This window comes from Bacillus sp. S4, from assembly GCF_040838205.1.
In the GTDB taxonomy this organism is placed as follows: Bacteria; Bacillota; Bacilli; order Bacillales; family Bacillaceae_G; genus Bacillus_A; species Bacillus_A cereus_U.
In genome coordinates, this window is record NZ_JBFPJI010000013.1 from 18,052 (window position 1) to 39,217 (window position 21,166).

Genomic DNA, 21,166 nt, shown 5'->3' on the forward strand with positions numbered 1-21,166 from the left:
CATTATGAATATGATACAGTTTGTTCTTTCTCTTCTACAGCAGGCTCTTCTGCAGCTTTTTTACGATCAGATAGTTTAATCTTCTGTAAGAAAATCGTAAAGATTGCACCTACTACGATAAATACTAATCCTGTTAAAAATACAGTATGAAGCGAATCCACCAAAGAACTTTTCAAAACCGGTACGATACTGTTAGAAAATGCTTCTGGCATTTGTTTTAATGCCTCTGGACTAAAGAGCATAGAATATAAACTCTGTGGATCTGTATGAATCATATCTTTCAATTTTGTTACCATTTGTCCCGCTTCTTTTGGGAATGTATCTAATACAGGTACTAATTTATTTGTTAACGTTGTACCTGAAGTGTTATTCATAATTGATCCTAAAATTGTAATCCCAAACGTTCCACCGATTTGACGGAAGAATTGACTTGATGATGTTACAACACCAAGATCTTTTTTCGGGAAGCTTTCTTGTAATGCTAATGTTAATATCGGCATAACAAGACCCATTCCTAAACCGATAATCATCATATAAGAAGTAGCGGTAAGCTTAGTTGTGTGCATATCCATCGTTGTTAATAACCAGAAACCACTAGCCATAATAAGCATCCCTGTAATAATTTGTGGTTTCACACCAACTTTTAATACAAGTTGACCACCGATAATACTCATAACGATCATTGTGATCATCATCGGTGTCATAATCGTTCCTGATTCAGCAGCACTTACGCCTACAATTCCTTGCATAAAGAACGGTACGAACATAATTGCTCCAAACATTCCGATACTCATAAAGAAACCGATCGCATTCAGTAGTGTAAATGTGCGGTTTTTAAAGAAGTGCATCGGTAAAATTGGTTCTTCAGCCTTCGTTTCAACAATAACAAAGCTAACAATACCAATGGCAGCTAGTGCAAATAACCCGATAATTTGCCAAGAACCCCATGCATAATCTTTTCCACCAAACGTTAACGCAAGTAATAAACTTACAACACCGAGAATCATCGTGAAGATTCCGGCGATATCAATTTTAATTGGTCCTGTTTGTTTATGTGCTTTTAATCCCATTGCAATAAAGATTGTCGCTAAAATACCAACTGGTAAGTTAATATAGAATACCCATCTCCAGTCCACTGCGTCTACAATCCAACCACCAACTTGTGGTCCAATTACAGAGGCAAGACCATATAGAGCTCCAAAAATACCTTGCCATTTAGCACGTTCTTTTCCCGTGAACATATCTCCGATAATAATCATAGCCATTGGCATCATAATACCGCCACCAAGACCTTGAATACCACGGAAAATAATTAATTCTGTCATACCGTTTGCCATACCACATAAAGCTGAACCAGCCATAAAGATAATTAATCCTGCTATATATACGTTACGACGCCCAAGTAAATCCGCTAATTTACCTGCAATCGGTACAACCGTTGTTGATGTTAACATGTAAGCTGTTGTTAACCATGTCATTAAACTTAATCCGCCTAGTTCACCGACGATACGGGGCATTGCTGTACCAACGATTGTTCCGTCCAATGCAGCAAATAGCATCGCGATTACTAAACCGATTAACAACAACTTTCTATTCTGATTTTCTTGTTGCTCCATGTAATCTCCTCAATTCCTCTTAGTTTTTCTCTTTTTTCTCTTGTGTCCCGCAAATAATTGTTTCTAGCTTTTCAAAGAGGCGTAACAAATCTTCCCTCTCTTGTAATTCTAAGTGTGAGAAGTATTTTGCAATATGCTCATTACGAGCCGCCATCGCTTCTTCTACTGTAGCTTTCCCCTTTTTCGTTAGCTCAATGATAACAACGCGGCGATCATTATCGTCGTGATAGCGCTCTACTAATCCATGATCAATTAAACGATCAATCATTACTGTAATCGCGCTCGGTTTCACGTACATTTTCTCCGCCAATTGTGTCGCTCTTGAAGCTCCGTAATGATCTAAAATCTTTAAAATATAAAACTGCGGTGGTGTAAGTCCTGATGCTTGCATTTGTTCTAATAGCTCTGTTTGCATTTTCTTTCCTATAGCGAATGTAAGAGCTTGAATCTTATCAATATGAGTCATATCATTTGGCATGTTATCCACCTCTTATTTAAGCAATAAAATATTTAACGTATTTAAATATTAATCCCACAAACAAAATACGTCAACAACTTTCTTTATAAAAACGTTTACATTTCTGTCACAAAGTTGTATAATTTTCGTCGAAGTTAATATTGACAGTCACGGAGAATCGGAGTATACGGCTATGAATCATAAAAAAGGGAACTTTTTTATATTTCATAGCCTTTTTGTGTTCTCTCTGTCTTAAAACGCTTCGAATTAATTAGGGGAGGATTTTCATTTTATGTTTTTCACACAATTATTTAAACCTGCGCCCCACGCAGAACGCTTACCTACTGATCGCACTGATAGCGAATACCGTAAATTGCGTTTACAAGTATTCTTAGGTATCTTCATCGGTTATGCGGGTTACTACTTTGTTCGAAAAAACTTTTCACTTGCAATGCCATACTTAATCGAACAAGGCTTTAGTAAAGGGGAACTTGGGGTTATCCTTTCAGCAGTATCTATCGCTTACGGATTAAGTAAATTTCTTATGGGTATCGTATCCGATCGTTGTAATCCTCGCTACTTTTTAGCAGCTGGGCTATTTTTATCCGGTATCATTAATATTATTTTCGGCTCATTTTCTTTCATTACAACGAGCATTATACTTATGTTTGTACTTCAGTTTTTAAATGGATGGGTACAAGGTATGGGATGGCCTCCTTGTGGCCGTACGATGGTTCACTGGTTCTCCGTTAGTGAACGTGGTACAAAAATGTCTATTTGGAACGTCGCTCATAATGTCGGCGGCGCGCTTATGCCTTCTCTCGTTACATTAGGCTTATATTTCTTTGCAAATGACTGGAAAAGTATATTTTACTTCCCAGGTATTCTTTCAATTTTAGTGGGTATTTATGTATTAATTACGATGAGAGATACACCTCAATCTTGCGGATTACCTTCTATTGAAGAACACACTGGGGAATATCCATCAGATGAAAAAGTAGCGGACCGTGAACGCGAGCTTTCGGTAAAGGAAATTTTATTTACATACATATTAAACAATAAGTTTTTATGGTACATCGCTATCGCTAACGTTTTTGTTTATTTCGTTCGTTACGGCGTTGTAGACTGGGCTCCTACTTATTTAGTAGAAGAAAAAAGCTTTACTCATAGTAGCTCACGTACAGCTTATGCTCTATACGAATGGGCTGGTATTCCAGGTACACTTCTTTGCGGATGGATGAGTGATAAACTATTTAAAGGGCGCCGCGCACCTGCTGGTATTTTATTTATGGTCGGTGTATTCATTGCCGTTCTTGTTTACTGGCTAAATCCTGCTGGGCATCCAATCATTGATAGTATCGCACTTGTTTCCATTGGATTTTTAATTTACGGACCTGTTATGTTAATTGGTCTTCACGCGCTAGACTTAGCACCAAAAAAAGCTGCTGGAACTGCCGCTGGTTTAACTGGGTTCTTCGGTTACCTAGGTGGAGCTACTTTTGCTAGCGCAGCCATGGGCTTTATTGTAGATGGATTCGGATGGGACGGCGGATTCATTTTGCTCCTTGCTTCTTGTGTGCTTGCAATGTTCTTCCTTGCTCTTACTTTAAATACAGGATCTGCAAAATCAAAAGCAGTTTAAACAAAATATAATGTGTAGAAAAATAAACATAAAAATAGCTCTCAGCATTTACTTACATGCTAAGAGCTATTTTTTATTTATCGTTCTTCTCTTGCTATTTATATTAATCAATTCCCTTCTATTTTCTATTCATACGATTAAAACATTTGCTGAAACATCTTTATTAAAACAGCTAACATAACAGATCCAGCAAATCCACCTAAACAAATTAAACTTACTCCTTGGCTATAAGACAAATTTTGAAATGATTTCATACCTTCCATCCTCCCTATATCCCCTTTGATATTCTTATTTTATCAATGGAAAAAATTTCATAACATCGATTTTACTGACAACTAACTTACAAATTTGTAAGTTAACAATTTCCCTCTAAACTTATATCTAGTATGGCCATAATCTCCCCCTCTATACATCAAAAAAGACCTCGAATTATATCAAGGTCTTGCTTACAATACAGACTATCTCACTCAATTTATTTTATAATCATAATCGGGCATTTCACACGCTTTGCTATTTTATGACTTACACTACCAAGCACCATCTCTTGCAGTGTATTTAGCCCTCTACTCCCAGCAATAACAAGATCTATATCTCCTGTATTTACATATTGAACAATCGTATCTCCTGGATCGCCATGTAGAATCGTAATTTTGTAGGAAATGTTCTCTTTCTTTAATAAACCCTCAATCTCTTTTAATTTATCTTTTCGACTAGCTGATATTGTTTCTAAATCCGTTTGTCCTTGTATAATATCTGACTTTGCCGTTCTATTATCTACTACGTACACAACTTCAACATGTGTTTCTTCGTTAAATTTCGCAATATATGTTGCATGCTCGGCTGCTCGAAGTGCATGTTCAGAACCATCGCATGCTAATAAAATTTGTTTGTACATATGCTGAATCCCCTTTTCGTTATCCTACCCGTATTATATAATAAAGCCCCCTAAAAAGGAGGCTTCTAACTAGCAATTCTCTTATTATAAGTAGCTAAATTCGCAACGAGCTTCGAGCTACGTTCATTTAACCCTGTGATCCTTACTTTCACACCGTTCTGTTCATATTTCATGATAACTTTATCAATTGCCGCTACTGCTGAATCATCCCATACGTGTGCGTTAGTAAAGTTCATCTCAATTTCTTTCACATCTTCATTGTATGAAAAAGCATTTATATACTCTGCCGTAGATGCGAAGAATAGTTGGCCGTGAATTTCGTATATTTTCTTATTTTCAATATACAAATGTTTCACGTGAATCTTTGCCATATTGAATGCAAATAAAACTGCACTAATTATCGTTCCGATAATTACACCTAATCCTAAATTATGTGTAATTAGGACAATCACAACTGTTACGATCATAATAAATGCGTTTCCTTTTGGTACTTTATGAATCGTCGCTACAGAGTTCCAATCAAACGTCCCAATCGAAACCATAATCATAACTGCAACTAAAGCTGCCATCGGAATATGAACAACGTAATCACCTAAAACAAATAGCAATACGATTAAAAAACCACCGGCTACAAACGTCGATAATCTCCCGCGACCACCTGATTTAATGTTAATAACAGATTGTCCAATCATTGCACATCCTGCCATTCCTCCGAAGAAACCAGCAACAACGTTCGCAATCCCTTGTCCACGTGCCTCTTTATGCTTATTACTTTCCGTATGTGTCATATCGTCTAAAACCGACGCCGTTAATAATGACTCTAGTAAACCTATAACCGCTAGCATAACTGAATACGGTAAAATAATTGCTAATGTCTCAAGTGTAAATGGAACATCAGGAATACTAAAGAACGGTAATTCTTTCGGTAAGCTTCCCATATCCCCTACTGTTTTTAACTGTAATCCGCTCATAAGTGCAATGCTTGTCACAATAATAATTGAAATAAGTGTAGACGGAACAGCCGTCGTAATACGTGGAAATAAATATATAATTGCAAGTCCTAATGCGACAAGTGCATACATTTGCCAAGTTGCATTTTTAAAATGCGGCAATTGCGCTGTAAAAACTAAAATTCCAAGTGAATTTAAAAAACCACTCATAACGGATTTAGGAACAAACTTCATAAATGAGCTCAGCTTGAACACTCCAAAAATAATTTGAACAATACCTGTTACTATTGTCACAGCAAATAAATATTGCAAACCGTGATCCTTCACAAGAGTGACCATTAATAATGCCATCGCACCCGTTGCCGCCGAGATCATCCCTGGTCTTCCGCCGACAAACGAAATTGTAACCGCAATACAAAAGGCCGCGTACAATCCAACCGTCGGATCTACACCTGCAATAACAGAAAAAGCTATCGCTTCAGCGAATTAATGCTAAAGCAACAACAATCCCCGATAGCACGTCCCCTCTCACATTTGAGAACCATTCATTTTTTATAGTTTGAAACAAAGTAACACTCCTCTACTCTTTTATCATTTGATTTTCTCCGTAAGAAAATCAGGGCCGACTGCACGAAGGCTATTATATAACGAGTAGAAGATTTTGTGCTACGTAAAAGTTTCCTAAAGAAAAGACGCTACCTTAGCAGCGTCTTTTCTCATTTCATTAATGTCCACCGTGACCTTGACCACTTTCCTGAACAATTTCTAACCTCTCATCCAATATACCTTGTGTTTCAAATGAAATATCACTAGTACTTCCTAATAGGAAACCATGGTTATACGGTCCAAGTGTTGGATCATCTTTAAACTTCGGCTGAATAGTAGCAAGGAAGTCATAAACTGGTTGTGAAGCTCTTCCTTCCTCAAGCAAAACAACAGGGGCATGTTTACCCATATGTGAAAACGGTGCTCCCGCAATTGCTAAGTCTGGTGTTTTACTCGAAACAAACGACAAACCGTGACCAGGTTTTGTGAACCCCCAGCCAAATTTCGTTTTTTCATCTTTAAATTTCGCAAACGCAATCGAATTTTCTGTTGGGGTCTCTCCACTAATCCGTGTTACTTTTCCGTATTTATTTAACTCTTTTTCTACTTCTTTTGAAATGATTTTCTCTGGTCCTAACACATATATATTCGCTTTATTTTTTCTTACCTTTAATGCCTCTATTGTCGCTTCTGGCACCTTATCCTTTTCTACATATAAAAGTGGTTCTGGCATATGAGAAATCCAATTTACAGCTGGTGTTGTATATAAACGTCCTTCTTCTTCAGACGAACCGATAATAACGCTATTTGGATAATCTCCTGCTATAGTGGCATATTCTTTATCGACATCTTTAGCAAATTTAGCTGGGTCCGTTTCTTTTATTTGCTTTACTTTATATTCTTTTAATTGCTCAAGGGTAGATGCACCTACATCCCCCATCACCATAATTTGCGTTCCATCTTTCGTTCCGGGCGGATTTAATCTTTTTATTTCTTTTAATGTCATTTCGGGTACCACTTCTTTTTCTATAAATAAAATTGGTCCGTTATTCGGATGATGAATAAGATCTGCACTTGCAATACCTAATTGCCACTCGCTTACTGGCACTAAAATAACAGCACCTGGCTGATTCTCTTTATGCGTTGCTGGCCATATTGTTTGCGAAGTTAATACTGCCATTTGCAGAGGATCATTTGTATTTAATCTCGTTACATTTTTTAAACTTGTCGTTAATAAATCATCTGATGCCCCGGCATTCATTTCTTTCGGCGCAGTTACCTCCTGATTCATTTTCATTTCCTTTTGCTCTGTTTTCTTCTCTTTTGTAGATTCATGATTTTTATGATCTGTGTTCGTTTGTCCACACGCCGCAAGACCAGCTACCGTAATTATTGTTATCCCAAGAATTCGGGTCATCTTTTTCACTATATCGCCTCCGTATTAATCGTTTTCGAGCCAATATTATTACCTAAAATGGAATTTCAACTTTACAATAACAAGCAATTCTGAAGAAATTATGCAGATGCATTATAATCTGCACCATTTCTTCATGATTTTGACTTACAATTTAAGTAATAACTACAAATGCGGAGGTACTCTATGATCGATATACTACTTGTAGATGATGAACCGAGAATGCTTGAATTATTATCACTTTATCTTACTCCAATCGGATACAACTGCGTATGTGCAGTGTCCGGAGAAGAAGCTATTTCACATATAGAAAATCGAAACTTCAAATTTGTTTTACTCGATATTATGATGCCAAAGATGGACGGGTGGGAAACGTGCAAAAGAATTCGATCATTTAGTAACGTTCCAATCATTATGGTAACTGCTCGTGATCAAACGGTAGATGTCATCCAAGGGTTAAAACTTGGAGCGGATGATTACGTGACGAAACCTTTCCATGAAGAGGAGCTTTTCGCAAGAATTGAAGCTGTTTTAAGGCGAACAAATCAACACGCGCAAATCCAATATCAAGGCATTTTATGGGATGAGGCCAAGCATTTCATTTCTGTCTATAATGAAGAACTTCTTCTCACTCCAATCGAATTCTCTTTACTCGGATTATTTTTACGTCATGTGAACTACGTATTAAGCCGTGATCAGCTCATTGAACGAATTTGGGGATTGAATACAAATACAGAAGATAGAACAGTCGATTCACATATTCGTAATTTACGTGATAAATTACGAAAAGTAAATTTCCCTATTGATCACCATTTAAAAACTGTTTACGGAGTAGGGTATCGATGGATTGATACCCTAGATTAAGGAGCAAAGCGATGAAGCGAATTTCTATTCAACTCGGATTTTATTTTCTAATTGTTACACTTTTAATCGAAAGTGTTCTATTTGTCTTGCTCTATTATAGCCTTGTGAACACTAGAGTAAATGAAGAAATGACTGCTTTATTAAAGCGTGGAAATAGTCACCGAGATGTCCTTGAAAAGTATTTTGATAAGCAAACAATCTCCCATGTTGCTTTAATGGAATCCGAAGCTGAAACAACTGTTATTATTACAAATGCAAATAAAGAAGTACTAGCTAAATCCAATGAAATAAATACTACTATAAAAAACCATATTGAAGGAATGCAAACACGAACAGATCATGATGGAGCGATTATAGAGAATCATTGGAAAACATCTAATTATATATGTACAGTTAGTCCAATTGTAGTGGCAGGAAAAACGGAAGGCTATGTATATATGTTTCTCGGAACGGAATCAATCGAAGAAATGGTTAACGGGCTAACAAGACAATTCATTATCGCCGGAGTCATTACTTTTCTATTAACAGCCATCACCATTTTTCTATTATCACGTTTATTAACAAAACCATTGTTACACATGAAACAAGCGACTGAAAAAATGAGTAAGGGCGATTTATCAGTTTCATTAACGACTACTCGAAATGACGAAATTGGTGAACTAGCAGAATCTATCCAAACTCTAGCAAATGATTTACATTATATGAAAACAGAAAGAAGTGAATTTCTAGCAAGTGTTGCTCATGAATTACGAACACCTTTAACGTACGTAAGAGGTTATGCTGACATTGCATTAAAAGAAAATACACCTCCTGAGCAACGTTTACAATACTTATCCATTATAAAAGACGAATCTGATTATATTACAAACTTAGTTCAAGATTTATTTTCACTCGCTCAAATGGAAAAGCATAACTTTTTCATTCAAGTAAAAGAAGTGCATTTACACACTTTCCTTACTCGCATCACTGAAAAAATAAATGTGATGTATGGAGAAAAACAAATTAAAGTTGTTTTCACATGTCCTCTCTCACTCTTAGTAAAGCTAGATGAGCAACGCTTTGAACAAGTTATGGCTAACATTTTAAATAACGCGTATAGACATTCAAAAGAACATTCTCATATTAATATTTCTGTTACAGAAGAACATAAACATATTTCCATCAAAATTGAGGACAAGGGAGAAGGTATTCCCCCTGAAGACCTCCCTCACATTTTCGACCGCTTTTACCGTGTTGATAAAGCGCGCTCTAGAGCTACAGGCGGAACTGGTTTAGGACTATCTATCGTGAAAGAAATTGTAGAACTACACGGCGGGAATATTACTGTAACGAGCGAAGTCGATCATGGGTCTTGCTTTATCATTTCATTGCCATCTATATAGAAATACAACTATCATCAATTAACAAGTTCAGTTTTGATTTACAAAATCACATCATAATTAGCATATGAAAACGCCCAGAGTTCAAAAACTCTGGGCGTCTTTTATTGTCTTATTGAACTAAATTCTCCTTTAGCTTAAATCAAATTAAAGACAAAACTTAAACAAATTTCTAAACCTCTTAATTTTACACAATCTATTCTAAAATAAATCTTTAATTCTACTTAAAGCAACACACTTTATAATTTTAATGGTTTATAAGCCAATGCTTTATCTATAATTTCTCTGGCGGTTAATTCGTCATCGCCCCAGAAAATATAATCACCTATTTTAGGGTCAATAACAGACGATTCAACCATGTCCAACCAAATTGCCTGTTCCCATTCTTCTCCTTCCGTATCCATAAGTTTTTGAACCAAGGTAACTAACTCTTCTTTATTTAACTCACCTAACTTTATATTTTTATGATTAATAGCTCTTTTTACAATATATTCTGCACCGTAATCGGCAAAAAATAATTCTTTTGCATTTGGATAAGGAACACTATTTTCAAATAAAATGAGTTTATGTTCAAAATCTTCCCCAAAATCTTGTAGCTCTTGAATTTCTAAAATTAATTTTAATAGTTTCTTTTCATCCAATTCTTCACTCCCTTTGTTCAAGACAACCACCTTAGTAATCTAAGTACATCTCTTTATACTTTCCATGTTCATTTCAACATAAAATTACAATTTTCCTTTTGAATTATCCAAATCAATATGTTCCTTATACTAATTGATATGTTAAGGACAGATAAACCTTAATATAACTAAGAATAAGAACAGACCAAATCAGATGTAATTTGGTCCGTTCATTAGTATGCTATTTCTTTTCCTTATAATATAAATTTACAAATTGCCCAAAACGTTTCGTATCCGTTAAAGTTAAATTAATTTCTGGATTCTTGTCTTGAAATAAAGGAACTCCAGAACCTAATATATGCGGTGTAATCGTAACGATATATTCATCAATTAGATTATTCTTAAAGAACTCTTTCAGTAAACTCCCTCCACCGACCATCCATATTTTAGATCCTTCCTGTGCTTTTAACCTTTTTGTAAACTCCACTACATCTTCATTTACAAACTCCACGTTTCCGTTTGAACCTTTTTCTGAACCAGAAAAAACATAACACGCTTTATCCAAGTACGGGAATGTTTCCGTATGCTCTACTACATAATCGTACGTTCTTTTCCCCATAATTATTGTATCAATCGTTTCATACATTTCTGTATAACCGTTATCTCCCTCTCCTTCGGTTTCCATTAACCACTCTAAATCATCATTTTCTTTCGCAATATATCCATCCAAACTAGCGGCTATAAATAAAACAACTTCACGTGACATCTCTTTTCCTCCTTACACCTCATCTTGATAACATTATGATATAAACAATATACTAACAGTAAAACACGACAATTTATGTCATGTTTAAAAAGAAAAAGGTGATACATTTGTCAAAAGCTAAACGCTTATTAGATATTCTTATATTCGCTTCTGCGAAAAAAACATTTACAGCTCAGGAAATAGCTGATGAATTTAATATTTCCGTTCGTACTGTCCATAGATACATTTTAGATTTAAGTGATATGGGATTACCTATTTATGCAGAACAAGGTCGTAACGGAGGATATAAAGTATTAACGAATAAAGTCATTCCCCCTATTTTATTTACCGAAGAAGAAGCAGTATCCATCTTTTTTGCTTTTCAGTCTTTAAGCTACTACAGAGACTTGCCTTTTAACACAGAAATCAATTCCGTTACGCATAAACTGTATAGCTCCCTACAACATGATGCGAAAGCGAAAGTTGATAAAATACGATCTTATATCTCTTTTTGGAATCCGAAGAGAACAATTGATACACCTCTTTTAAACGAAGTATTAACCGCGGCTATTGAAAATAAAAATTTACACTTTCAATACGAATCTAAATCAGGGATAAAAATAAAATATGTTCATCCTATCGGTGTATATACTCATGATGGGCTATGGTACTTACCATCCTATGACTTCAGCAGCAAAAAAATATTACTGTATCGCGTTGATCGTATTCTTTCTATATTATCAACAGAAGAAAATAAAGATACGTTCATGAATTTAGAAGAATGGTTCGAATCTAACTCTAACGTAGTACACACTCCTATCCAATTACATGTTTTATTAACGACAGAAGGCGTGCGCCAATGTAAAAGCGTTCCTTACCTTGAAGAATTCGTGGTAGTAAACGAAGATGGGACAGGATATATAAATTCAACAATTGATAAAGGTGAAATTAATTTTATTACGCCTCTATTTTATCGGCTTGGAAAAGATGCACAAGTTTTAGAACCGAAAGAATTAATAGATGGTTTACGTATACGTGCGAAAGAGATTTTAAATATGTATGAAGACTAAAAAGCGTAAGAACATCCCTCTTACGCCTTTTTAGTAAGCAGTATTTGCTCTATCGCTTCTTTTAACCAATTCTGTGTCTCTTCAAAATTATAATTCTTCTTTTCTCCCGATTGTACCGTATAAAACTCAGCAAACGAACGCTCTTTATATCTCGGTACAACATGCATGTGATAATGAGTTAATTCGTTAAAAATTCCACCATTTTGACAAATTGTAACTCCGTCTGGTTTATACAGTAATTTAATAGCCTTTGAAATAAGCTTAGAAGCATCCATAATCGCTTTTGCTACACAATCATCTAATTCGTCTACTTCTAAAACATGCTGCTTTGGAACAATTAAAGTATGTCCCGCATAGAAAGGTACATGATCTAAAAAACAAGTTACATAATCATCTTCATACACTTTATATATAATTTCTTCTTCATTTGCTAATTTACAACCTAAACATTCCATCATGCTTCCCCCTCTGCTAAAAACATAAAAACGTGAGCGCCCTATTCTCACGTTTTTATGTTTCACTTTATTAATTCAATTGTTTCCGTAACTTTTATACTATCTTTTACAGATTGAACAATCGTACAATTCTTTACTGCAAGTTGCAGTGCCTTGTCTAATTGCTCTTCTGTAATGTTTTGCGCTTTAATTTTATAGTGCAAATGAACACTTTCAACTGGTTTTGATAGAGCTTCACTTCTACCAATTTCAGTTTCAATTGTAAACGTATCGTATGTAATGCGTTTCTTTTCTAAAATCGTTCGAAAAACAATTGCACTACACCCTGCAATAGAAGAAACGAGTAATTGTAACGGTGAATACCCGTTTTCTTTCCCTATCGCCAATGAACCATACGATAAATCTGCCTCTATATCATCATGCTTAATTTTTATTTTCATACTTTGCTTCCATCTCCACTTTCATCGGTTTCTTCCGCTTCTTACTCATATAATAATATATGTAGCAGAAAATGATAAATGGAATACCACAATATAACGCCATTCGTTGCTCTGGAATAAACGCTAAACTAATAACAACGATACTATTTGTAATTAAAGCTAAAATTGGAACAAGCGGGTATAGTGGTGTTCTATACTTTAAGTCCTCTAATTTTCCTCCACCTTTTAAATACTGACTTCTAAAGCGAAGTTGTGATAAAGCAATAATGATCCAACTTGAAACAGCAGATAAACCAGCTATAGATAATAAGTACATATATACTGTATCTTCTGCAAGGAAACTTGTTAATAAAGATAACGCCGCAACAGCAATTGTTACGACTAACGCTGTAATCGGAATACCACGTTTATTTACTTTCTTGAAAGAAGTTGGTGCCATTCCTTCATTTGCAAGTGACCATAGTATACGCGTTGCTGCATATAACCCTGAGTTCGCTACAGATAGAAGAGCTGTAATAATAACGAAGTTCATAATATCAGCTGCATATGGGATACCGATTTTATCAAATACAACTACGAATGGACTTTCAATTATCCCTGCTTCTTTCCAAGAAATTAACCCTACTAAAATTGTCATTGTTAAAATGAAGAATAACATAATGCGCCATACTGTATTACGAATTGCACGTGGAATTGTTTTTTCAGGATTCTGACTCTCTCCTGCTGCAATCCCGATTAACTCTGTTCCTTGGAAGGAAAAGTTAACTGTAATCATCGTAAGAAGCACTGCAGCTAGTCCATTTGGGAATAGCCCACCATCACTTACAAAGTTAGAGAAAAGAGGCGCTGCTTCTTTTCCGTCGTATGGTAAAAATCCTAGTAATGCGCTACCACCAAGTAGAATGAATGCAATAATTGTAACTACTTTAATACTAGAGAACCAAAACTCTAATTCAGCATAACTCTTCGCTGATATTGCATTTGAAGCATATAAAATAACTCCGAATACGAGACACCACACCCAAACATCAACATTCGGAAACCATCTTTTCATCATTAAACCGATCGATGTTAATTCTAATCCTACTGTTACTGCCCATCCAATCCAGTATAGCCAGCCGATCATAAATCCAGTTCCTGGTCCAATAAACTTCGTCGCATACTTTTGGAAAGATCCTGAAACTGGCATTGCTACCGTTAGCTCTCCAAGACAAAGCATTGTTAAATACATAATAAATCCGCCCACTAAATATGAAAGGATGGCTCCCCCTGGTCCAGCCTGATTAATGGTATAACCTGAACCTAGAAAAAAACCAGTTCCGATTACACCACCTAGTGCGATCATAAATAAATGTCTACTCTTCATCGTACGATGTAATTGCTCATTCGTTGTTTGCTGCATCTTAATCCTCCCCTACAAGTACCCCTATATCTTGTTAAAATTTTCTGATAATAAAAATATACACGAAAGCGGTTACAATTTCTATATAAAATTAAAACTTTTCTGATAAAACAATATAAAAATTCAACTATTAAGAGCTTACAATACTAATTTGAGGTAAAAAAGGATTTATAAGGAAAAAACTCTTACATTTTTTGTAAGAGTTAACGTATTTCTAATCTTCTAGATAAAATTGATAAACCGTAGTTTACAACAAAATACATACAGGCTGCTAGTATAAATGTCGGAATCATATAATTTACATTCTGCCCGCTAATAATTTGAGCATTATGCATAAGCTCTGGCAATGATATAACAACCGCTAATGACGTATCCTTTAACAATGAAATAAATTGACTAACAAGCGGCGGAACCATTCTTCTAAGTGCTTGCGGTAAAATAATGTGCCAAAGCGTTTGGACATATGTTAATCCTGAAGAGCGCGCCGCTTCAATTTGTCCTTTGTCGATAGATAATAAGCCACTTCTAACAATTTCAGATATCATTGCTGCTTCAAATATCGTTAAAGCAACAATTGCGGCTGTTATAATTTCTAACTTCAAACCTGCCTCTGGAAGTGCAAAATACGTAAAAAATATAATTAAAAGAAGTGGTAAATTTCGAATAACTTCAACGATAAAGCCTAGTATTGGTGAGATGACGGGTATTTTTGTATAGCGCAAAGTTCCTATTACACTACCGATAATAAAACTAAGGACAATCGCTACAAGAGCGACTTCTAGCGTGATAAGCAATCCTTTTAATAAAAAGAGTATATGATCTCCTGTAATAGCACCTTGAAAATCCATTTACACCCCCTCCTTTGCCAAGCGTCTTTCCAAATAACGCACTAGCATACTTAGCGGAATTGTTAATACTAAATAAAACATCCCGACAAATATATATACATCAAACGTAACTAATGTCTTCGTCGAAATTAAGTCTCCTTGATACATTAAATCCGTTCCAGCAATAATTCCGAGTATTGAAGAGTTTTTTACTAAATTGAGAAATTGATTTCCTAGAGGAGGAATGACGATTTTCATCGCTTGAGGTAAGACGACATGATACATCGCTTGCGTATAAGTTAATCCTGAAGAACGCGCTGCTTCCATTTGACCTTTCGCGACTGATAAAATACCAGCACGAATTACTTCCGCAATAAAAGCCGCTGTATAAACTGTAAGTGCAACTGTCCCTGCTACAACACCGTTGAAAGTAATTCCTATTACAGGCAAAGCAAAATAAAAAATGAATGCAATTAATACGAGTGGAATATTTCTAACAAACTCAACATAGGCAGAGCCAATCCAATTCAAAATACGAATAGGTGAAATTCGCATCACTGCCATAATAATTCCTAAAACAAAACTTCCTATTAGCGCAACTACACTAGACATTACCGTATATTTAAATCCTTCTAAATACATATCAATATTATTCGTCAAAATAGAAAAGTCAGGCACATATTCTCCCCTCTTTCTTTATAAGAAGAGGATGAGCATCCCTCATCCTCTCACTCTTACTATTTGTCCCAATTGGTATAGGCTGCTAATCATCAGTAGGAGATAACCCTTCCCCACTTATTAAAGTTTCATTCTATTTTTCTTGCTTTTGACCGATCCATTTTCCATACAATTTATCGTATTCCCCATTCGCTTTCATATCTTTTAATAAACTATTAATCTCTTTCGTTAAATCGTTTGCACCTTTTCGCACTGCAATTCCATACGGTTCATCCGTGAAAATTTTCCCTACAACTTCATAATTAGAATCTTGTTTTGCCATTCCATAAAGAATCGCATTATCTGTCGTTAAAACATCGCCTTTACCCGCTTTTAACGCTGTAAATGCCTCACTATAATTCTCAAACTCTAATACTGTTGCTTCTGGTGATTTTTGACGGATGTTATTTGTTGACGTTGAGCCTTTTACAGCCAATACTTTAACGCCTTGTTTCACATCATCAATACTTTTAATATTGCTTCCTTTTTTCACAAGTAACGATTGTCCCGCTTTAAAATATACATCTGAAAAATCTACTTCTTTTTTACGCTCTTCCGTAATTGTCATTGTCGCAATAATGGCATCAATATCACCATTTTTCAGCATTGGAATACGTGTTTTAGACGTTACTTCTTTCAGCTCTAGTTTCTTTTCATCACCAAGAATTTTTTTCGCAAGCGCCTTCGCGATATCAATATCGAATCCTTCTACCTGCCCTGTTGAAGGGTTTTTCAATCCAAATAAATTCGTATCATTTTTCACTCCGACTACTAATTTCCCGCGCTTCTTAATTTGTTCAACAACTCCGCCTTGTTTCGTATTTGTTTCTTTCGCCTCGTCTTTTTTACCCCCGCATCCAGCAACAATAAGCACGAATAAACATGAGAATACGATTAGAGTAAACAACTTTTTCATTTTAAGCATGAAATTCCTCCTTTAATGATTTAACACTCGGCTTAAAAATAGACGAGCTCTTTCTTTTTCAGGATTTGCAAAAAATTGTGCTGGTGTTGTATCTTCGATAATTTGACCGTCATCCATAAATAAAATCCTATCTGCTACCTCACGTGCAAATCCCATCTCGTGTGTGACGACAACCATCGTCATTCCTTCTTTAGCCAGCGCTTTCATAACATCAAGCACTTCCCCAATCATCTCTGGATCAAGAGCAGACGTAGGCTCATCAAACAGCATAATTTCCGGTTGCATCGCGAGCCCCCTAGCAATCGCCACCCTTTGCTGTTGTCCACCAGATAATTGATGTGGATATACACCTGCTTTCTCCGGGATTCCCACTTTCTCTAAATAAAACATCGCTGTTTGCTCCGCCTTTTCTTTGGAAACTTTATTTACTTTAATTGGTGCTAGTGTAATATTTTGAAGAACTGTTTTATGTGGGTATAAATAAAAGTGTTGAAAGACCATCCCAATATTTCGGCGCAATTCATTCATATTTGTTTTCGCATTGTGTACTTCCGTATTTTGTACAATTAATTCTCCATCGGTAATTGCCTCCAATTGATTTATACACCGCAGCAACGTGCTTTTTCCTGATCCCGAAGGGCCAACAACTACTACCACTTCACCTTTTTTCACTTGTACATTAATATTTTTCAAAACTTGAAAGTTACCGTAATATTTATTAACTTTACGAAACTCAATCAACATACTCCCCCCTTCCCCTAACAAAGCATGTACATTCTTTTTATATTCAAAAATAGGCAAAAAAATAACTTTCATCTACATTTTGTCCATAAAAAAAGCAAAGGGATTTCCCTTTGCTCTCTTATTCCTATTCTATTAAGATACTTCTTCTTTTTTATCTTTCCCGTATTCATGCTCCCAGAAATCAGCATTTTTAATTCCTAACTGCTGCGGATCGAATACTGGATCTTTTCCTTCTTTTTTCTGCTTTTCATAATCCTTTAATGCGATCAATGCCGGTTTTTGTAATAATAGAATCGCAATAATGTTAACCCATGCCATAATTCCTACACCAATATCTCCTAAAGCCCATGCTGTTGCTGCTGTTTTTACACAACCGTAGAATACAACTCCTAAGAATACAAACTTTAGTACGATAGACATCCAAGGGCGGTCTTTATCACGGTTTAAGTAAGCTATATTTGTTTCTGCAATGTAGTAATAAGCCATAATTGTTGTAAATGCGAAGAATAGTAGAGAAATTGCGACGAAACCGTTTCCAAATCCAGGGAAAACAGATTCTACCGCTGCCTGTGTATAACCAGGACCTGGCTGTGCACCATTTAATTTATTGACGATAAAGTTTTTTCCGCTTGCATCAAATACGTTATACATGCCTGTAATAATCATCATAAATGCTGTTGCTGAACAAACAAATAATGTATCAATGTAAACGGAAAATGCTTGTACTAATCCTTGTTTAGCTGGATGCGATACTTCAGCAGCTGCCGCTGCATGAGCCCCAGTTCCTTGCCCTGCTTCATTTGAATAAATACCACGTTTTACCCCCCAAGAAATTGCTAAACCAATAATCCCGCCAAAAGCTGCTTCTAATGCAAATGCACTTTTTAAAATTAACATGAAAGCGTCTGGTAATTTTTCAATATTCATAGCGACAATTACACAAGCTACTAAAATATAACCAAGCGCCATAAACGGCACTACAACTTGCGCTACGTTAACAATTCGCTTAACTCCACCAAATATAATAAGTGCTAATGCCGCTACTAATACCGCTCCTGATACGGAAGTATTAATACCAAAAGCTGTTTCTAAACTTACAGCAATACTATTCGCTTGAACACCTGGAAGCAGCATCCCTGTTGCAAGAATTGTCGCTGCAACAAACACTAATGCGTACCATTTAACACCTAGTCCTTTTTCAATGTAATAAGCAGGTCCACCGCGGAATTGCCCTTGATGCTTCGTCTTATATATTTGTGCAAGCGTCGATTCTACATATGCAGAACCGGCTCCTAGAAAGGCTACCGCCCACATCCAAAATACAGCCCCTGGACCACCAAAGGCAACAGCCGTGGCAACACCGGCAATATTTCCCGTTCCAACGCGCCCTGATAATGAAAGTGCTAACGCTTGGAAAGAAGAAACACCCGCATCAGACTTTTCTCCTTGAAATGTAAGCTTCACCATTTCTCCTACATGTCTTACTTGTAAAAACCTCGTTCGAATGGAAAAATATAGACCTACTCCTAAACATAAATAGACAAGTGCCGGACTCCAAACAATATTATTTATCCAACTTACGATAGCTTCCAACATTCCTCCTCCTTTTTGTAAAGAATATTCAGAATATACATAAAATTATATAATGCAAACCGAATCTATGACAATATTATTTTAATAAAACAAACATATTTTTGTATAAAAAAACAAAGTATATATTTATTTTACATACTTTGTTTTGAGATGAATGTATTATATATTCACAATTGCTTCCTTCTTTATAATTCTTTCATAGAGTTGTTCTGCTAATTCTCGAAAATAATCTGGCATATCTTTCCCTTTAAACTTCTTTTGAAGCGTACCGTATAAACCAATATCACGTAGACGTAAAAATAACGGTAACGCTTCATAGCAACTATCCGCCAGTCTGTGCTCATATTCATACCCTTTTCGTAACACTTGTAACTGTTTACGAGCAAATTCCGTCTTTTTCTCCAATGTCCACGGTGTAAAAAGAACAGAGTAATAAAGAACCATTGCCAAATCATGAATGAAGTAATTATAGGCAGCGTCATCAAAATCAAAGATTGTTAGCTCTTTTCCATCATAATGAAAATTGCCTGGATGAATATCGCCATGCATAAGGCCGAACGTTTCTCTTTCGATTGGAAGAGCCTTTATTTCATCTATTAATATAGCAGCAATCTCTTTCACTTTCTCATCTTCTAATCCACTAACAATTGCACTCTCATCCTCTTCCCACGTATCACGGTAGTCTGTTTTAGGATAATCCATTGTAAGGCGGTGCAGTTGTCCAATCGCTTTTCCCCAAGCTTCAAAGAAAGCATCTCCCCAATAAGGCGATTCTTCTCCTTTTGCTTGCTCGCCTTTTGCATATGTAAATAAAGACGCAAAAAAGAAAGTGCCATCTTCCGCTCTGATTTCTTCTACAAGATTTTGAGATATTGAGTAAAGAGGACCTGCTACCTTTGCCCCGTTCTCCGCAACATATCGTAAAAAATCTAGTTCAGCCTCTACCTCTTTTTTTGAGCGATGAGAAGAATGAGTTAAGCGTAATACGTAATCTTCATTATTTTTTCCCTTCGCCTTAAAAATATAATTCTCAAAATCACCAAGTGGTTTTTCTTCTACTTTCACATTAAATATCTTTGCAGCTTCTGCTAAAATCTCATTTGTAAAAACTCGTTCCACAGCTATTTCCATATTTATTCCCTCCTATATGTACCCTCTAATTAATTCGACATGAATGTGAGAAGTACTGCTATGAAATTGAATAATGCGTGGGCAATCATAGCCGATAAAATAGAATTTGTTTTCTCATATAACCACGCAAATACTACTCCGCTTAAAAAATTCACCGGTAATGTGTTATATGTGGGAATATGAACAACTGTAAATATTATTGAACTTATAAGCACACCGCCCCATATGCCATATCTATCTCGAAAAAACGTATAAAAAACACCCCGATATAAAATCTCTTCATATATTGGTGATATAACCGCCGCTCCAATTACCGCGATACAAAATGAATATATTGATTTATCATTTTGGACCGTATCCGTTTTACTATTTTCAAAGGAAATACCCATTTTCTCCATTATCATTAATACACCAATACTAACTACAATCAAAGAAATAACCGCTACAAATGTCCACAAGTAATCTTTCCATGAAAGCTTCCGAATCCCAATATCTGCCCACGACAAGTTATATCTTTTTATGCAAAACACATAAACTAAAAAAGTAAATACAACTGCCATAATAAATCCCATTAAAACCCCAGCATATAATGAATTCCCTAATAGATTTAAAGCATATTTATAAAAAATGGATTCAATTGTTACTGGAACAATAATAAATACAAAAACAAATAAATATAAAATTTCTTTCCATCCCCACATATATTTTAAAGTCATATATACCATCCCCTACTT

The 21,166-nt window shown here is 35.7% G+C and carries 21 protein-coding genes and 1 pseudogene; 4 read left to right on the top strand and 18 right to left on the bottom strand.

Going from position 1 to position 21,166, the window contains the following annotated elements; genetic code table 11:
• Nucleotides 1-2: 2 nt before the first annotated feature.
• Both AB3X48_RS03575 and AB3X48_RS03580 read right to left on the bottom strand, forming a co-directional pair.
• On the bottom strand, nucleotides 3-1,616 hold the full coding sequence (locus AB3X48_RS03575) for an MDR family MFS transporter (RefSeq protein WP_002114116.1): 1,614 nt from the start codon (nucleotides 1,614-1,616) through the stop codon (nucleotides 3-5).
• A gap of 19 nt (nucleotides 1,617-1,635) precedes the next feature.
• A complete protein-coding gene (locus AB3X48_RS03580; protein WP_002114114.1) occupies nucleotides 1,636-2,094 on the bottom strand; it encodes a MarR family winged helix-turn-helix transcriptional regulator in 459 nt (152 codons plus the stop codon).
• Between the two features lie 271 nt (nucleotides 2,095-2,365).
• Between AB3X48_RS03580 and glpT the strand changes: the two genes are divergently transcribed.
• Complete coding sequence (gene glpT, locus AB3X48_RS03585; protein WP_016103539.1) at nucleotides 2,366-3,715, top strand: glycerol-3-phosphate transporter; 1,350 nt, start codon at nucleotides 2,366-2,368, stop codon at nucleotides 3,713-3,715.
• A 137-nt stretch (nucleotides 3,716-3,852) separates the two neighbouring features.
• On the opposite strand, the gene AB3X48_RS03590 is transcribed toward glpT, so the two are convergent.
• The 4 genes and pseudogenes from AB3X48_RS03590 to AB3X48_RS03605 all read right to left on the bottom strand — a co-directional run bounded on the left by AB3X48_RS03590 (nucleotide 3,853) and on the right by AB3X48_RS03605 (nucleotide 7,532).
• The gene (locus tag AB3X48_RS03590) at nucleotides 3,853-3,969 is read right to left on the bottom strand and encodes a DUF4027 family protein (protein WP_002125236.1); all 117 of its coding nucleotides are present in this window, start codon (nucleotides 3,967-3,969) and stop codon (nucleotides 3,853-3,855) included.
• 218 nt (nucleotides 3,970-4,187) lie between these two features.
• On the bottom strand, nucleotides 4,188-4,610 hold the full coding sequence (locus AB3X48_RS03595; protein WP_002114109.1) for a universal stress protein: 423 nt from the start codon (nucleotides 4,608-4,610) through the stop codon (nucleotides 4,188-4,190).
• A gap of 65 nt (nucleotides 4,611-4,675) precedes the next feature.
• Nucleotides 4,676-6,128, bottom strand: a pseudogene (locus AB3X48_RS03600) (SulP family inorganic anion transporter).
• A gap of 156 nt (nucleotides 6,129-6,284) precedes the next feature.
• Complete coding sequence (locus AB3X48_RS03605) at nucleotides 6,285-7,532, bottom strand: lipoprotein (RefSeq protein ID WP_016103537.1); 1,248 nt, start codon at nucleotides 7,530-7,532, stop codon at nucleotides 6,285-6,287.
• A 174-nt stretch (nucleotides 7,533-7,706) separates the two neighbouring features.
• On the opposite strand from AB3X48_RS03605, the gene AB3X48_RS03610 reads away from it, so the two are divergent.
• Entirely contained in the window at nucleotides 7,707-8,384 is a 678-nt protein-coding gene (locus AB3X48_RS03610; protein ID WP_016103536.1) for a response regulator transcription factor, read from the top strand.
• 11 nt (nucleotides 8,385-8,395) lie between these two features.
• Nucleotides 8,396-9,766, top strand: a complete 1,371-nt coding sequence (locus AB3X48_RS03615; RefSeq protein WP_016103535.1) for a sensor histidine kinase — start codon at nucleotides 8,396-8,398, stop codon at nucleotides 9,764-9,766.
• 236 nt (nucleotides 9,767-10,002) lie between these two features.
• Here AB3X48_RS03615 and AB3X48_RS03620 read toward each other — a convergent pair whose 3' ends face one another.
• Together AB3X48_RS03620 and AB3X48_RS03625 are read right to left on the bottom strand one after the other, a co-directional pair.
• Nucleotides 10,003-10,425, bottom strand: a complete 423-nt coding sequence (locus AB3X48_RS03620) for a hypothetical protein (protein WP_016103534.1) — start codon at nucleotides 10,423-10,425, stop codon at nucleotides 10,003-10,005.
• Nucleotides 10,426-10,624: 199 nt separating this feature from the next.
• Nucleotides 10,625-11,149, bottom strand: coding sequence for a dihydrofolate reductase family protein (locus AB3X48_RS03625; protein WP_016103533.1), 525 nt, complete (start codon nucleotides 11,147-11,149; stop codon nucleotides 10,625-10,627).
• Nucleotides 11,150-11,229: 80 nt separating this feature from the next.
• On the opposite strand from AB3X48_RS03625, the gene AB3X48_RS03630 reads away from it, so the two are divergent.
• Complete coding sequence (locus AB3X48_RS03630; RefSeq protein ID WP_033714571.1) at nucleotides 11,230-12,198, top strand: helix-turn-helix transcriptional regulator; 969 nt, start codon at nucleotides 11,230-11,232, stop codon at nucleotides 12,196-12,198.
• A 20-nt stretch (nucleotides 12,199-12,218) separates the two neighbouring features.
• On the opposite strand, the gene AB3X48_RS03635 is transcribed toward AB3X48_RS03630, so the two are convergent.
• The 10 genes from AB3X48_RS03635 to AB3X48_RS03680 all read right to left on the bottom strand — a co-directional run bounded on the left by AB3X48_RS03635 (nucleotide 12,219) and on the right by AB3X48_RS03680 (nucleotide 21,148).
• Nucleotides 12,219-12,719: an HIT family protein gene (locus AB3X48_RS03635; RefSeq protein ID WP_229183338.1), complete on the bottom strand. Its 501-nt coding sequence runs from the start codon at nucleotides 12,717-12,719 to the stop codon at nucleotides 12,219-12,221.
• On the bottom strand, nucleotides 12,716-13,093 hold the full coding sequence (locus AB3X48_RS03640; protein ID WP_002159300.1) for an OsmC family protein: 378 nt from the start codon (nucleotides 13,091-13,093) through the stop codon (nucleotides 12,716-12,718). Before AB3X48_RS03640 ends, AB3X48_RS03635 begins: the two co-directional genes overlap by 4 nt.
• A complete protein-coding gene (locus tag AB3X48_RS03645; RefSeq protein WP_002029755.1) occupies nucleotides 13,077-14,495 on the bottom strand; it encodes an amino acid permease in 1,419 nt (472 codons plus the stop codon). Before AB3X48_RS03645 ends, AB3X48_RS03640 begins: the two co-directional genes overlap by 17 nt.
• Nucleotides 14,496-14,698: 203 nt before the next feature.
• Entirely contained in the window at nucleotides 14,699-15,343 is a 645-nt protein-coding gene (locus AB3X48_RS03650; protein ID WP_016103530.1) for an amino acid ABC transporter permease, read from the bottom strand.
• Entirely contained in the window at nucleotides 15,344-16,000 is a 657-nt protein-coding gene (locus AB3X48_RS03655) for an amino acid ABC transporter permease (protein ID WP_016103529.1), read from the bottom strand.
• A 133-nt stretch (nucleotides 16,001-16,133) separates the two neighbouring features.
• On the bottom strand, nucleotides 16,134-16,964 hold the full coding sequence (gene glnH / locus AB3X48_RS03660; RefSeq protein WP_002159304.1) for a glutamine ABC transporter substrate-binding protein GlnH: 831 nt from the start codon (nucleotides 16,962-16,964) through the stop codon (nucleotides 16,134-16,136).
• A 12-nt stretch (nucleotides 16,965-16,976) separates the two neighbouring features.
• Nucleotides 16,977-17,780, bottom strand: coding sequence for an amino acid ABC transporter ATP-binding protein (locus tag AB3X48_RS03665; RefSeq protein WP_016103528.1), 804 nt, complete (start codon nucleotides 17,778-17,780; stop codon nucleotides 16,977-16,979).
• Between the two features lie 60 nt (nucleotides 17,781-17,840).
• A complete protein-coding gene (locus AB3X48_RS03670) occupies nucleotides 17,841-19,301 on the bottom strand; it encodes an alanine/glycine:cation symporter family protein (protein ID WP_033714570.1) in 1,461 nt (486 codons plus the stop codon).
• 159 nt (nucleotides 19,302-19,460) lie between these two features.
• Entirely contained in the window at nucleotides 19,461-20,432 is a 972-nt protein-coding gene (locus AB3X48_RS03675; protein ID WP_367958824.1) for a phosphotransferase enzyme family protein, read from the bottom strand.
• Between the two features lie 29 nt (nucleotides 20,433-20,461).
• Complete coding sequence (locus AB3X48_RS03680; protein WP_002159308.1) at nucleotides 20,462-21,148, bottom strand: CPBP family intramembrane glutamic endopeptidase; 687 nt, start codon at nucleotides 21,146-21,148, stop codon at nucleotides 20,462-20,464.
• Nucleotides 21,149-21,166: the final 18 nt, after the last annotated feature.